General features: G+C 64.8%; 13 protein-coding genes. 4 read left to right on the forward strand and 9 right to left on the reverse strand.

Going from position 1 to position 14,373, the window contains the following annotated elements; genetic code table 11:
• Positions 1 to 381: 381 nt before the first annotated feature.
• The gene (locus AC13GI_RS13770) at positions 382 to 1,230 is read right to left on the reverse strand and encodes a DJ-1/PfpI family protein (protein ID WP_482996587.1); all 849 of its coding nucleotides are present in this window, start codon (positions 1,228 to 1,230) and stop codon (positions 382 to 384) included.
• A gap of 117 nt (positions 1,231 to 1,347) precedes the next feature.
• Here AC13GI_RS13770 and AC13GI_RS13775 point away from each other — a divergent pair, with 117 nt between their 5' ends.
• Positions 1,348 to 2,298, forward strand: coding sequence for a GlxA family transcriptional regulator (locus AC13GI_RS13775; RefSeq protein WP_482996588.1), 951 nt, complete (start codon positions 1,348 to 1,350; stop codon positions 2,296 to 2,298).
• Between the two features lie 139 nt (positions 2,299 to 2,437).
• Here the strand turns inward: AC13GI_RS13775 and AC13GI_RS13780 are convergent, their stop codons facing one another.
• Positions 2,438 to 3,154 carry a histidine phosphatase family protein gene (locus AC13GI_RS13780; protein ID WP_482996589.1) on the reverse strand — a complete coding sequence of 239 codons (717 nt, stop codon included), beginning with the start codon at positions 3,152 to 3,154 and terminating at the stop codon, positions 2,438 to 2,440.
• 266 nt (positions 3,155 to 3,420) lie between these two features.
• Between AC13GI_RS13780 and AC13GI_RS13785 the strand changes: the two genes are divergently transcribed.
• Positions 3,421 to 3,717 (forward strand): HigA family addiction module antitoxin, encoded by a 297-nt coding sequence (locus tag AC13GI_RS13785; protein ID WP_482996590.1) that lies wholly within the window; start codon positions 3,421 to 3,423, stop codon positions 3,715 to 3,717.
• A 43-nt stretch (positions 3,718 to 3,760) separates the two neighbouring features.
• Here the strand turns inward: AC13GI_RS13785 and AC13GI_RS13790 are convergent, their stop codons facing one another.
• From AC13GI_RS13790 to AC13GI_RS13805, 4 genes are all read right to left on the reverse strand, one after another.
• Positions 3,761 to 5,806: a TonB-dependent receptor gene (locus AC13GI_RS13790; protein ID WP_482996591.1), complete on the reverse strand. Its 2,046-nt coding sequence runs from the start codon at positions 5,804 to 5,806 to the stop codon at positions 3,761 to 3,763.
• An 83-nt stretch (positions 5,807 to 5,889) separates the two neighbouring features.
• On the reverse strand, positions 5,890 to 6,192 hold the full coding sequence (locus tag AC13GI_RS13795) for a hypothetical protein (protein WP_033832709.1): 303 nt from the start codon (positions 6,190 to 6,192) through the stop codon (positions 5,890 to 5,892).
• Between the two features lie 108 nt (positions 6,193 to 6,300).
• Positions 6,301 to 7,458 (reverse strand): murein transglycosylase A, encoded by a 1,158-nt coding sequence (gene mltA / locus AC13GI_RS13800; RefSeq protein ID WP_482996592.1) that lies wholly within the window; start codon positions 7,456 to 7,458, stop codon positions 6,301 to 6,303.
• A gap of 67 nt (positions 7,459 to 7,525) precedes the next feature.
• On the reverse strand, positions 7,526 to 9,034 hold the full coding sequence (locus AC13GI_RS13805) for an alpha/beta fold hydrolase (RefSeq protein ID WP_482996593.1): 1,509 nt from the start codon (positions 9,032 to 9,034) through the stop codon (positions 7,526 to 7,528).
• Between the two features lie 238 nt (positions 9,035 to 9,272).
• Here AC13GI_RS13805 and AC13GI_RS13810 point away from each other — a divergent pair, with 238 nt between their 5' ends.
• Together AC13GI_RS13810 and AC13GI_RS13815 are read left to right on the forward strand one after the other, a co-directional pair.
• Positions 9,273 to 10,871: a histidine kinase gene (locus AC13GI_RS13810; protein ID WP_482996594.1), complete on the forward strand. Its 1,599-nt coding sequence runs from the start codon at positions 9,273 to 9,275 to the stop codon at positions 10,869 to 10,871.
• Positions 10,859 to 11,560, forward strand: coding sequence for a LytR/AlgR family response regulator transcription factor (locus AC13GI_RS13815; RefSeq protein WP_482996595.1), 702 nt, complete (start codon positions 10,859 to 10,861; stop codon positions 11,558 to 11,560). The genes AC13GI_RS13810 and AC13GI_RS13815 overlap by 13 nt, the downstream gene beginning before the upstream one ends.
• A 30-nt stretch (positions 11,561 to 11,590) precedes the next feature.
• On the opposite strand, the gene AC13GI_RS13820 is transcribed toward AC13GI_RS13815, so the two are convergent.
• From AC13GI_RS13820 to AC13GI_RS13830, 3 genes are all read right to left on the reverse strand, one after another.
• Positions 11,591 to 12,337: an N-acetylmuramoyl-L-alanine amidase gene (locus AC13GI_RS13820; protein WP_482996596.1), complete on the reverse strand. Its 747-nt coding sequence runs from the start codon at positions 12,335 to 12,337 to the stop codon at positions 11,591 to 11,593.
• Between the two features lie 201 nt (positions 12,338 to 12,538).
• A complete protein-coding gene (locus AC13GI_RS13825) occupies positions 12,539 to 13,969 on the reverse strand; it encodes an ammonium transporter (RefSeq protein WP_089241711.1) in 1,431 nt (476 codons plus the stop codon).
• A gap of 22 nt (positions 13,970 to 13,991) precedes the next feature.
• Entirely contained in the window at positions 13,992 to 14,330 is a 339-nt protein-coding gene (locus AC13GI_RS13830) for a P-II family nitrogen regulator (protein ID WP_004134334.1), read from the reverse strand.
• Positions 14,331 to 14,373: the final 43 nt, after the last annotated feature.

Here is a 14,373-nt window from a genome sequence, read left to right on the forward strand (position 1 = left end):
TGCACTGCTTCCGACCAGAGCGCGCTGTTTCGACGGCATTGCCCCGCCTGTCTCGCGCTCTGTGTTGACCAGTCAATTCACCTTCCCCTAGGAGTGAATGCGGCGGAAGAGGGTTTGGCCGTACCTAGGAGGGCGCCATGGTGTAGCGCGAGATGGAACTGGCGCACCTGCGGAAGCACATGACCGCAATCAAAGAGCGGTTGTGCCAGTACACAGTTCCACTCTAAAAGCCTGAGCTGGGAGCGCGCTGAAAAGATCGATCTCTGCACTCCGTCTCTTGACCGTAGAGCATCCGCCAACGCCCGCTAGGCGCATTGGCGAATCTTCCGTCATGTCGTTAGGAAAACGAACTGATTTGACGACCTAAGTCTGCTTGAGGGCTCAAAGGATGCCTGGAATAGGGGCAAGCCCTTCTAAGGCGCCTGGCATCATCTCCTTTACCATCTCAAGCACTTCTGGGGACGCCAATCTCGGGTGGCCGGAATGGTAGGGCGGGTCGGGATCATATTCAACGACCATTTGTGCAAGTTCCGCCGCAACCCGCCCGTGCAGCTTTGCAGCAACCCTAAGAGCGAAATCAATCCCTGATGTGATTCCGCCCCCACTCATAAAGCGCCCGTTATCGTCTTCCACGAATCGCTCCGAAACAGGTATGGCTCCGTAGTGAGAGAGCCTATTGATGGCGGCCCAGTGACAGGCGCTGCGCTTGCCCTTAAGCAGCCCAGCGGCTGCTAGTACGAGAGAACCCGTGCAGACGGATGTGATGTGCTTGGCACCCGCGGCCAGGCGACGAACCTCGGCAAGATACTCTGGCTTGGTCGGTTCGGTGAGATCTGGTCCTCCCGGGATCAGCAGCAGATCGGCGGTGGCAATGTCGGACAGTCGCTCAGTGCTGCCGATTTGGATGCCAAACTCAAGATTGACAGCACCACCATTCAGACTCGCGATACGGACTTCGGTGTTGGGTAGTCTGTGGAAGATCTCGCTGGGGCCCGCGAAGTCGAGAAGTGTCCCGCCGGCATAAGTGGCGATGACAATAGTGAACACTGTGCCTGTGGCGCTGCCCGCGCTTCTCGTCTTCGCCAGACCAAGAGATGGCCATCCATAGAGGTAGCCGCCGCCCAGAACTGCGCCCAACGTGGCAATGCTTCCAAGCTTGAGGAACGATCGCCGCGAGTCGCGTCGATCAAGGCCTCGCTCGTTGGAGCCATCTCCGGAACTGTCAACCATATGGAACTCTACCTAATGTGGTGGGGCCGCCCTACCTTGCGTTGCTCTCAGGGCAGACCAGATTGTGAAAGATGGACCTGTGGCGTAAAGGACCAAATTCCCTCAGAATCGGCCACCATGCACAAGATCGGCTTCTTTATCTTTCCTGGCCATCAGATCCTTGACCTCGCAGGGCCTCTCGCGGCGTTTGATTTCGTTCCAAGATTTTTTAGGCGGAAATTCTATTCGCTCGAGGTGCTGTCTCTTGAAGGAGGACCAGTACTAAGCTGCTCCGGTGTTGCCGTCGGAACTAGCTGCTTAAGCGAGGCGCAGCTCGATACGCTGATCATCGTCGGGGGAGAAATCCCCTCCATGCTTTGTCCGAGCAATGTTCAGCAGGTTGCACAGGTCGCAAAGACTACTGGGCGCGTCGCAAGCGTTTGTACTGGAGCATTTTTACTTGCCGAAATGGGTCTGCTCGACAGCCGACGGGCTACGACCCATTGGCGAAATGCTCGCCAGCTTCAGCAAAGCTATCCCAGCGTAAAAGTTGAAGCGGATCGGATATTTGTTGCCGACGGACCCATTTGGACCTCGGCGGGAACTACTGCAGGCATAGATCTCGCACTTGCATTGATAGAGTTGGACATTGGTTTAGACGTCGCAAACTCGATATCCCGGGAGCTCGTCGTCTATCATCGTCGATCAGGCGGGCAGTCGCAGTTTTCCGCAATGTCCAGTCTGGAGCCAGCGTCAGATCGAATCCGATTTGCACTCGCGTTCGCACGTGATCATCTTCACGAAGATTTATCTATTCAGCGCCTAGCAGACGCGGTGAACCTGAGCGTTCGACAGTTCGGCAGAAGGTTCCAGAAGGAAACCGGAATCACTCCAGCCAAGGCGGTGGAGCGCCTTCGGGTTGAGGCAGCTCGAGTACGTGTCGAGGATGGCTCAGAAGCCGTCGAGCGGATAGCTCGCTCCGTTGGGTTTGGAGATCCTGAAAGGATGCGCCGCGCCTTCATTAGAGTCTTGGGAGCGCCTCCCCAAGCTGTCAGGCGAGACAATTTGAGGCGGCTGGCCCAGAGATGAGTCTTTTTGCAATTCCTGCAGGGCCATCTGTCGGGCATTCATCGCTATGCGGCAACGGATAGCCTTCTGGCTCGACGAGACCAACGATCTGCGACCGGAGGGCGGGGCGGAGAGGTTGGGCAGTGTCCGCGATCGCCTCCTATTCGATAAACAGCCTCTGGCAATGGGCAATAGGCTGATCCAAATCCAGCTTTCGAAATGCATCCATCGCTGCAGCGTTCACCACCGAGGGAGCCTTGTTCCCGCAAATCCAGCGCATCGCCTGCATCAACTGACCGTGGCTAAACACGACCACCTGCTCATGCTCAGAATAGGATTCAAGTATGTGCAGCGCTCGCCCAGCGCGGGCAATTAGCTGGGCAAATGACTCGGCACCAGGCCCATCCACATAGTTTGGATCGCAACGGGACCAGTAGTCCGCTACCCACTGCTTGCGGTCTGCCGCCGAGGTACCCACGCACCGCTCGGGCGACAGATACGTGAACTCATGGACCTCCAGGGGCGCAGCGACCATCCTGAAGCGCTCGGCGAGTGGTTGTGATGTCTGCCTAGCCCGGAGGAATGGTGAGGTAAAGATGCGGTCAGGCGTAGTCGACCAGGTCATTGCCATTGCGCGAGCTTGCTCCTCCCCCATGGCCGTAAGGGCAATGGATTCCGGGTCGGCAGTTACGAATCCCGCATTAGCCAGGCTTTGCGCATGCCTAACTACCACTAGCATCTTCCCTCTCCTCTGTTCTGCTTGTCTCCCGGGCAGGTGCCTGATTCCTGAGTCTAGGATGCACCCAAAATTCGACGCATAGGCCTGGTACCAAGAGCTATTAGGCCGCCCCCCATTGTCGCAATGGTTCTGGACCATTGTCTGCTGAGGAGGGCTACGCTCGCGTGCCTTGCGCTACACAATCTTTGCCGCTCAAAGAGCGGGCAAAGTTCGGTCCAAACCCTGACGGTCTGCACAGACTATAGAGGTCCGATGAGCACTCACTTTGGTGATGGGTTCACCACAAGGAAAGGGCTCTGACCCCATCAAGCCGAATGCGTCGAACGTGGTCGGATTACCCGATTCCCACAGCAACACGCCGTCGACACACTGCCCTCTGCATCAGCTTTTCGAGCAGCCCTCCCATGCGAACCGTTCCCTACCCCACTCCCGGCGAGATCCTGCTGCACGAATTCCTGGAGCCGCTGGGCATCACCCAGTACCGCCTGGCCAAGGCGATCGGCGTGTCGCAGCGCCGGATCGGCGAGATCGTCACTGGCCATCGCGCCGTGACGGCGGATACCGGGCTGCGCCTGTCCCGCTACTTCGGTGTATCCGACAAGTTCTGGATCGGCCTGCAGGCCGATTTCGATGCTGCGATGACCAAGGAGAGACTGGCCGACGTGCTGGCCCGCATCGAACCGTACAACGCGGTGACGTGAGTCCGCGCGGGTCGAGCAAGCTCGACCGCTACCGGCGTTGCGGTTACAGCTTCATGTTGAGGCCGACGAAGACCGCGCGGCCCGGGGCGGGCGAGAACATCGGCCGGGCGCTGTCCCAGAAGAAGCTGTCGTACCACGCGTAGGCGTACTCACGGCCGGTGACGTTCTTCAGCTGCAGGTCGACGCTCCAGGCCGGGGTGATCTGGTACCTGGCGCTGAGGTCGAGCACGGCGAAGCCACCGAACTTGCCCGTGACGTTGCGCTCTTCCAGGTAGTAATCGCCCTGCGCGCGCGCCTGCAGGCCCAGCTGCAGGGCATCGCTGGCCTGGTAGTCCAGACCGAGGTTGCTGATGTGGCGCGGCGTGGCCGCGACTTCGCGTCCCTGCAGGGACACGCCGGGCGCGCGGTCGTCGCGGGTGATCTTCGCTTCCTGGTAGGCATGCGAAGCCCACAACGTCCACGCGTCTCCCAGCTGCGCGCTGATCTGCGCATCCACACCGCGGCGACGGGTCTTGCCCAGCGTGACCGTGGTGCCGGTGGCCGGCATGTTGGACACTTCGTTTTCCGCATCCTGCTGCCATACCGCCAAGCGGGCCTGGCTGCCGGCGAAGGGCTGGAATTTCAGGCCCAGTTCCATGCCCGTGTTGGTGGAGGGCTGCATCGGTGCCTGCCCCGGGGTGAGATAGGCCGGCGCGGTGGAACCGGTCAGCACCTGGAACGTGCGGCCCCAGTTGGCATAGACGTGGGTGTGTTCACCCAGGCTGTGGATGACGCTCAGCTTGGGCTGGCCGATGCTGCCGTAGTCCTGCAGGCGGCCGGTGGCGCCGTTCATCAGCCGGGTGTGGCCGCTGAAACGGTCCACGCGGTAGGCCGGCACGATCTTCCATGCGTCGGCGGGCTGGTAGATCGCCTGCACGTACGCGCCCCAGTTGTCGAAGCTGTGGCGGTCGTTGTTCTGCACGCGTGCCGGCGGACGGCTGAAATCGGTGGGTTCGGCGTAGGCGTAACGCTCGCGGAGGTAGCCGTTGTCCTGCTGCTCGTAGTTCAGCCCGCCCTCCACGGTGAGCGTGGGGCTGGCCTGCCAGGTGAGCGTGCCGAGCAGGCCGGCCTGGCGCTCGTCCCACAGCCTGCGCTGGCGCGGCAGATTACCGGTGGGCAGATCGCTGAAGGTCACCCGGCGGTCGTCTTCATAGCGGTTGTAGTACAGCCGCGTGCCGAAGGTCACCGCGTCGCTGAGCTTCATGTCCAGGTGCGCGGCGAACTGGCGCATGTCGCGGTCATCGCCGTCGTTGGCGTTGCGCAGGTCGCTGCGGCGGCGGCCGGCGTGCAGCTCTTCGGCTGTCATGAAACCGGGCTCGTCGGCCTCGTGGTGGTAGGCGCGCGCGGTCAGGCCGATGCGCAGCCCGTCCTCCAGCGAACCGAAGAACCACTTGCCGCCCAGCGAGTACTTCTTCGAGCTGTCGTGGTCGCGGTAGCCGTCGCTGGCCTGGGTGCCGACGAAGTAGTTCTGCGCGAAGCCGTTGGCTTCGCGACCCACCGCCAGCTGCGCGTCGCGGGTGTTGTAGCTGCCGTAGGCCAGGCGCGCGTCGGTGTAGGTGCCGCCCTGGCGCGTGCCGAAGTTCACGTTGCCACCGATGTTGTGCAGGCCGTAGCGCGGGTCGTTGGTACCGCGCACCACTTCGATGTAGCTGATTTCCAGCGGAAACAGCATGTCGATGAAGCGCTGGTTGCCGCTGTTGACGTTGCTGGGGATGCCGTCGATCAGGGTCTTGATGGCATTGAGGTAGCCCTCGCCGTTGAAGGCGCGGAAGCTGACCTTGCCCGACTCGGCACCCTGCCGGGTTTCGGTCAGCTGGATGCCGGGCATCTGCCCGAGCAGTTCCCAGCTGTGCGACACGTTGCGGCTTTCGATCTGGTCCGCGCCCAGCACGTCCACCGAAGTCAGCACCTGGTGCGCGCTCAGTTGCCCCTCGCTGTGCTGGTGCACATCGACCTTGCCCAGGGTGAGCGCGGCGTCGGCGGACTGGGCGAATGCTTCAGGGGCGAACGGGGCGGCCGCGAGCGCGGCCACCAGCGTGGAAGTCTTCATCGGGAGGCAGGGGGGAGGCTGGAAATGAAACTTTATAACATTTCGATTCCGCCGACCATCCGATGACTGCAGGCCCCTCGACCTTAAACGGGGTAGCCGGTGGCTTCCCGGGCCTTCTTCCAGGCGATCTCAAACTCGCGCGCGCTGATCTCGTCGTCTTCGTCGAAATCCATGAACGACACCGGCTGGTCAGCCAGCACGAAGCGGTCATCGCTCTGGCCGGTTTCATCGGCCCACACGACCTTGGCCCCGTAGATTTCCACCTGGCGCACGATCTTCTCGCCACGGGCTTCCATCAGCACGTTGCCCTTGCCCAGGCCCGATTCGGCCCAGTGCTTGTAGTACTTCTTGGTGTTGGATTTTGCGTTGTTCTTTGCGTATTTCATTGCGTTTGTCCTGGCCACAGGTGCGGCCGGAGAGATCGGAAGGGCGCCATTATCAGGCATATGGGGTCAGATCCCTTTCCTGCGGAAGGGGATCTGACCCCTGCTGACCTACTGCGGCAACGCCACGCCCTTCGGCCACAGCATCCAGATCCTGCCCTGCTGCTTCATGTCGCCGGCCAGCTTGCCGGCGGCATCGCCACTGCCCCAGTACAGGTCGGCGCGTACCTCGCCGGCAATGGCGCCACCGGTGTCCTGTGCCGCCACCGGGCGCACCACCGGCGTGCCGTCCGGGCGCGTGGTCGACAGCCACAGCAGGCTGCCCAGCGGCACCACGGTGCGGTCCACCGCCACGCTGTAGCCGGCGGTCAGCGGCACGTTCAATGAACCACGCGGACCTTCCGGGCTGTCCGCGCTGCGCACGAAGAACACGTAGCTGGGATTGCTGCGCAGCAGCTCCGGTACGCGTGCCGGATGTGCTTTCGCCCATGCGCGGATCGCGTCCATGGTCACGTCTTCCTTCTTCAGCTCGCCCTGCTCCACCAGCCAGCGGCCGATCGCGCGATAGGGATGGCCGTTCTGTTCGGCGTAGGCCAGCCGCACCTGCTTGCCATCGGCCAGGCGCACACGCCCCGAACCCTGGATCTGCAGCAGCTGCAGGTCCATCGGATCGGTCAGCCAGGCCAGCACCGGCGCCTTGGCGCCCTTGGTCGCAATGCTGCCGGCATCGTCGTAGGGCTTCAGCACCTTGCCCTCCACGCGGCCGCGCAGGCGCTTGCCCTTCAATTCGGGATAGACACTCTCCAGCTGCACCACCACCAGATCATCGGGTGTGCCGTACACCGGCACGGTGGCGGTGTCGGTGCGGGTGAGGCTTCCCGGATAGATGGGTTCGTAGTAGCCGGTGATCAGGCCGTCGGCCTGATGACCGCCGGCGCGCAGGGAATAGACATCGAGATCGCGCTGCAGGAATGCGCGGATCGCGCTGGCGTCCTTGTCGGACACGGCGCTGGCGGTCGCGCAGGGTTTTGCCCAGATCGCATCGTTCTTCAACCGGGTGCAGCTGCTGCGCCAGGCGGCGAAGCCTGCCTGCAGGTCGGCATCGGATACGGTCGGCAACGTGTTCCAGTCGACCTTGGCGTAGGTGGCGGCAGGCGTTGCTGCGGCGGGGGCTTCAGGGCGGGTGCCGGTGCTGGAACAACCAGCAAGCACGGCAAGCGCGAGAAGGCTCCAGCACGTGCGGTTGAAGGGGGCGATGAGGTCAGTCATTGCCCCAATGTAGTGCAATCGGGCGTGGCGCAGGACCGGGATCGCATCCTGCACCACACGAGGGGCCTTATCGCGTGCCGCCCAGCAGCTCACTGCTGTGGGTGGCGAACACCGGCGGCGGCACGTCCAGCACGGTTTCGCTGACGACGCGGCCGGCGAGGAAGTCGACGATGCTGCGGGCGATGGCCGGGTTGCCTGTCCACAACTCGTTGTGATGGCTTGCATTGCGCACCAGCAGCGAGTGGCCGTTGCTGAAGCCCGGCCGCAGTGCCTCGGCGTTGGCCGAAGGCGTACGCCCATCCAGCGTGCCGCTGATGAACAGCACCGGCACCTCACTGTGCAGCGGGCCGCGGAAGCCCGCACCCAGATCGGCCAGGCCAAGGCCATTACCGATGGCCGGGAACGGGAAGTTCAGCCCGTCGCCGAACAGGCTCTGGCGTGCCTGTGCTTCGGCCAGTGCCCGGCGCTGCGGGCTCTGCCCGGAGGCGACGTCCATCGCCAGACCCATGGCCGGGAACTTCGCGAACTGGGCGCGCCCGATCAGCACCAGGTCGGCCAGCGGGTCGTAGTTGCCCGTCTCGGCCTCGCGCAGCACCAACGGCAGCCACTGCTGGGTGATGCGCTGCCCCAGCATGTTGGCGATGACGATCTGCGCGTCGTACAGGCCGATGTTGACCTGGCGGCCCTCATGCATGTGGCTGCGGCCCTGCCGCGGCTGCTCGCGCAGCGCCTGCAGCACGCGGGTGGTCGATCCGGCGAGGTCATCGAAGCCGTCCTTGCGGGCAAGCACCGCCAGCTCCTGCAGCAGCACATCGCTGCTCAGCGGCAGCTTCAGCGTGTCGTCGGGACCTTCGGATCCCATCAGCACCACGCGCTCAAGACCGGCGCCGTGCAGGCGCACCGTGGCCAGGGCCAGATGGGTGCCATAGCTCATACCCCACAGGCTGATCTTCGGCACGTCCAGCGCGCGCCGCAGGTCGTCGAGGTCGCCGGCACTCTCGGCCGTGGTGTAGGCACCAAGGTCGACACCGGCCTGCCGCCAGAACGCTACGCACTTGGCGGCCGTCGCCTGCAACACGGCCAACGCGGCATCGCGCTGCAACGGCTGCGCATCGTCGAAACGGCTCTCGTGCGGACATTCCGGCGGCGGCTCGGACAGACCCGCACCGCGCTGGTCGAGCAGCAGCACATCCGTCTCGCGGCGGACCTGGTCGAACACTGGCCAGCGCGGACCACGTGCGGTATCGATTCCAGAACCACCCGGACCACCGGCCAGGTAGACCACCGGTGCAGTGCGGCCAGTGCCAGCCGTCGCACGCAGGCGCACCACCTTCAGGTGCAGGCGCGGACCGTCCGGCTCGCTGTGCCGTCGCGGGACCTCCAGCGTGGCGATCTCGGCGGCAATATCGCCATGGTTCCTGGTCTGCAGTGTGTAGGGCTCGAAGGCCAGAGTCGCCGGACCGGCCTGCGCAGGAAGGGCGACAGCGAGGGCCAGGTAGAGTGCGGCCAGGGCGGCGGCCACGACGGGGCGACGAACCTGGAAACTGCCGGAAGACGTAGAGGCGCTGCGGGTCATGTTGGGCTCCGATGGAAGGATGTGCGCCGCCAGCATCTGCTCCCGCGCAGCGCTGCGGACGCGTCCCTCTGCCGAACGTCTCCAGACGCCGGTCCAATGTCTCCACGCAACCGATACGATGGCCGCCATGCAGATCACACGAACCCTCGCTGTCCTTGCTGTACTGCTTGCGGCCGTGGCTGCCTGGTTGATCGTGTCGACGCCGCCACCGGAAATGAGGGTTGTGCAGGGAGCACAGATGGCACCTGCGAATGTCGGGGCATCCGGCGGCCTGCCAACGCACCCGCCGCAGAACCTGGCTTGGCGGCCGCTGGACCAGCAGCAGCTGGCGGAGTGGCATGGCCCGTACTGGCTGCGCTGGCAGGTGCCGGCGCCGGAAAGCGACGCCGATCATGGACGCACAGTGAGGCTGTCGTTGCGCGCTGCCAGCCAGCTGTACTGGAACGGGATGCCATGGATCAGCAATGGCGCTGTCGGTCGCACGCCGGAAGAAGAGAGGCCCGGGCGCATAGACGTCGTGCGCGTGCTACCGCCGCCGTCGGGAAACGCCACCGATGAACTGCTGGTGCTTGCATCCAGCCAGCAGCAGCATTTCGCCCTGCATGGCGCAGATGCGATGGTGCTGATCGCGCCAGCCCCCGTGCTGTACGGCCAGATCATCCTGCCATGGCTGATCGCGGCCTTCGCCACCGGCGCGCTGGCAGCCGCATGCCTGTATTTCCTGGCGGTGCTGCGTGGGCAGACACGCACGCCCGGCGCGCACCTGCTGCTGGCGTTGGGCGTGGTGGGGCTGGCGCTGCCCGCGGTCGAGGCGTGGCGATCATTGCTGGGCTACCCCTATCCCTGGCACGGCGTTCGCCTGGTCGCGCTGCTGGCCCTGCATGTGGCCGCAGCGCTGCTGCTGCCTGCCTATCTTGCGCGTCGCTTCGAGGTGGCCTTACCGAGGGCTGGCTGTTTCATCTATCTGGCGCTGATCATGGCAGCGGCCATCGCGCTGCCCGGCTTCGACACCCGCTCCGCTGCGGCGCTGCTGTTGAGCCTGCTCGCTTCGGCCTGGGTGCTGTTGCGCGCACCTGCTGACCAGGAAGACCGGTGGCCGATCCTGGCGCTGCTGTCTGCCGGCCTGCTGGCGTTGCTGGTCGCACGCGGCGCCTTCCTTGATGGCCCATACTTCTTGCTGCTGGCGGTGCTGATGGTGTTCCTTCTGCTGCGCCACGTCGCCCAGTTGCAGGCGCTGGACCGGCACAACGCCTGGCTGCGCGAAGAGCGCGCACGGCTTTCATTGCAGTTGTTGCAACGGGGCATCCAGCCGCACTGGCTGATGAACACGCTGACCTGCCTGCAGGAACTGATCGAGCAGTCGCCGATGCGCGCCAGCCGTCTGGTGGAGTCGCTGGCCAATCAGTTCGATCGCCTGCGCGACAGCAGCAGCCGCCAGAGCGTTCCCCTGCAGGATGAGTTGGCCTTGTGCCGCAGCCACCTGGACATCGTCGGCCTTGCCCTGGACCGGCGCATGGTGCTGGAAGTCGATGGCGGCGATGCGGCGCTTTCGCTGCCGCCAGGCATCCTGCACGCACAGGTGGAAAACGCACTGACCCATGCCGGCGCTGTTGCCTGTGCACTGCACCCGTTCCGCCTGCACGTGCAGCGCGACGAGGCGCGCTGGATACTGGAACTGCGCAGTGCGCGCGGCTCAGCCCCGCACCGCGGCCGTGGCACCGGTACACGTTACATCGAGGCCAGCCTGGCGGCGGCCAGCCCCGCCGGCTGGAGCTTCGTGCAGGGCATCGACGGCGACCACTGGTGCGGCCGGATCGAGCTGACATGCGCATCCTGATCGTCGAGGACGAACCCCTGGTGCAACAGCGCCTGCTGCGCATGTGCGGCGAGTTGGCCGGTGCACGCGCGCGTTTCGATGCAGTAGCCGATCTGGAAGCGGCCGGCGACCGGTTGCAGCGCAGCGTCTATGACGGCCTGCTGCTGGACCTCAACCTTGGCGGCGACGATGGCTTCGAGCTGCTGCGCCGCGCTGTTGCCGGGCGCTACCAGTGCGTGGTGGTGTCGGCACACCGCGAACGCGCATTGCAGGCGTTCGAGCACGGCGTGCTCGACTTCGTGCCCAAGCCCTTCTCACGCGAGCGCCTCGCCCAGGCGCTGGAACGGCTGCTCGACGCAAGCCGCTACCGGCCCGGCTGCGCCCGCTATCTCGGCATCTGGCGCGCGCAGGGCACAGCGACCGTCGAACTGGCGGACGTGCTCTGGATCCGTGCCGACGGCGACTACAGCCAGGTGCGCCTGCGCGACGGCCGCAGTGAACTGCATGACAAATCCCTGGCCGCGCTGGCCACGGTACTGCCTGCGGATTTCGTCCGCTGCCACCGTTCCTATCTGGTCAACCTGCACCAGATCCGCACGCTGCATGCGGCCTCAGGCAGCCGCTACTGGCTGGTGTTGAGCGACGGCAGCGAGTTGCCTGTTGGGCGTGCGCATGTCGCGGCAATACGCGCTGCGCTGGGAATGGAGTGAGGCTGCCAGCCATGGGCTGGCACTACTGGGTCAGGGGGTCTGCAGCAGCAGCGAATGCAGGATGCGGGCATCTTCGGCGTCGAGTGTCTTCGGCAGGGTGTCACTGCCACGGAAGCGACGGTGGAACGCACGTACCGCTGCATCGCGGTTGTCCAGCGGATAGCCGAAGCGCGCCAACGCAGCCCATGCATCGAAGCCTTCCGGCGCAGCACCGTCGGCCGCGCGCGGCCATACGCCGAAACCTGCTTCGGCCAACTGTTGCCACGGGAAGAAGCGACTGGGATCTTCCTTGCGCGTCGGCGCCAGGTCGGCGTGGCCGATCACCTGCCGCGGCGGGATGTTCAGCCGTTCAGTGAGATCACGCAGCAGCACGATCAGCGATTCGATCTGCGCCGGGCTGAAAGGCGTACGGCCATCGTTGTCCAGTTCGATGCCGATGGACGCGGAGTTGAGGTCGGTGATGGTGCCCCAGCGCCCGGAACCGGCATGCCAGGCGCGCCGTTCATCGGCCACCAGCTGGTAGCGATGGCCATCGGCGCCGATCAGATAGTGCGCGCTGACCCGCCCGCCACTGTTGGCGGTACGCAGCGTGTGCAGGCTCTGCTGCACCGATTTCTGCTCGGTGTGGTGGATGACGATGATGACCGGCGTACGCGCGTTCTGGTTCGGCGACGGCACCCAGGTGGCAAGCGGGTTGCGGATCTCCTGCGGCGTGGAGGCACAGGCGGCCAGCAGCAGGCAGGCCGAGAGCATCAGGGACGTGCGGATCGGGTGCATGCCCTGATTGTGCGCGATAAGCGCGGACGATGCAGTAGCGCCACGCCATGCGTGGCTGGGCCACCGACCGTGCCGACCAACGGTCGGCACCCACCAGAGCAGAGCAGAGCAGTCCAGAGCAGGAGCAGTGCCAAGCAAGCTTGGCACCTACCAGAGCAGGTGCAGTGCCGACCAACGGTCGGCACCCACCCTGTAGATGCATCAGGCCTCGTAGGCCGATTCACCATGCGAGGTCACATCCAGGCCGGTGCGCTCGGCCTCCTCGGTCACGCGCAGGCCGACGACCACCTTGACCAGCAGCAGGATGGCTGCGGTCACCACCGCCGACCAGACCACGGTGAGGCCGACGCTGACCACCTGCACCCACACCTGGTGGCCGATATCCAGATCGGCCTTGGTGCCGCCCAGCGACTGCGCGCTGAACACACCGGTGAGGATCGCGCCGACGATGCCGCCCACGCCATGCACACCGAACACGTCGGCGGTGTCATCCACCTTCAGCAGGCGCTTGAGGCCGGTCACGCCCCACACGCAGACCACGCCGGCAACCAGGCCGATGACGATCGCGCCGAGCGGGCCGACGGTACCGCACGCCGGGGTGATGCCGACCAGGCCTGCCACCGCACCCGAGGCCGCGCCCAGTGCCGACGGCTTGCCCTTGCTGATCGCTTCAACCAGCGTCCAGCCCAGCACCGCTGCAGCCGTGGCCAGCACGGTGTTGAGGAAGGCCAGCGAGGCAACCGTGTCGGCTGCAGCGGCAGAACCGGCGTTGAAGCCGAACCAGCCGACCCACAGCAGCATCGCGCCGATATAGGTGAACGGCACGTTGTGCGGCTTCAGTGCAGTCTGCCCGTAGCCCAGGCGCTTGCCGACGAACCATGCAGCGACCAGACCGGCCACGCCGGCGTTGATGTGCACCACGGTGCCGCCGGCGAAATCGATCGCTCCCATCTCACCCAGGTAGCCACCACCCCAGACGATGTGCGCCATCGGGATGTAGCTGAGGGTGAACCACAGCGCCGAGAACAGCAGCACCGCGCGGAACTTGATGCGCTCGGCGAAGGCACCGACGATCAGCGCGGTGGTGATGCCGGCGAAGGTCGACTGGAAAGCGACGAACAGGTAATCCGGCAGGCCCTTGATCGGCGTGTTGCCCACCGACTCCGGGGTGAAGCCCTTGAGGAAGGCGAATTCGGTGAACGAGCCGAAGAACGGATTGCCGGCACTGAACACTGCGCTGTAGCCATAGGCCACCCACAACAGCAGCACCAGCGAGAACACCACGAGGATCTGGCTGAGCACCGACAGCACGTTCTTCGAACGCACCAGGCCGCCGTAGAACAGGGCCAGGCCCGGCACCACCATCAGCAGCACCAGCAGGGTGGAGGTGAGCATCCAGGCGACGTCGCCATGGTCATAGGCGGGCGCTGCCACCGCTTCGGCGGCAGCCGGCGCGGCGGCAGTCGGGTCCTGCAGGGGCTCGACGGCCACGGCCTCGCTCTGCAGCGGCGTGACCTGGGCCTGGGCATGTGCACTGCCGGGCCAGATACCGGCGGCCAGCGCGCTGAGCAGCATCAGCAGGCACACCAGATGGAACCGGGCTTGCCACCCGGTGAGAAGGCGCATCTTCATGGGGGAGTCTCCGGAAGGGGGTTTACAGCGCGTCGGCGCCGATTTCGCCGGTGCGGATGCGGATGACCTGCTCGACAGCGGTCACGAAGATCTTGCCGTCGCCGATCTTGCCGGTGCCGGCAGACGACTGGATCGCTTCGATCACGGCGTCGGCACGCTCGTCGGTGACGACGGTTTCGATCTTGATCTTGGGCAGGAAGTCGACAACGTACTCGGCACCGCGATACAGCTCGGTGTGGCCCTTCTGGCGGCCGAAGCCTTTCACTTCGGTCACGGTGATGCCCGACACGCCGGCATCGGACAGGGCCTCGCGGACCTCGTCGAGCTTGAACGGTCGGATGATGGCGGAGATCAGTTTCATGCGCATGTCCCGATGGTGGATGGGGCCAGCGCGCCAACGCGCG

The sequence above is a fragment of the Stenotrophomonas sp. 82F1 genome, from assembly GCF_056861525.1.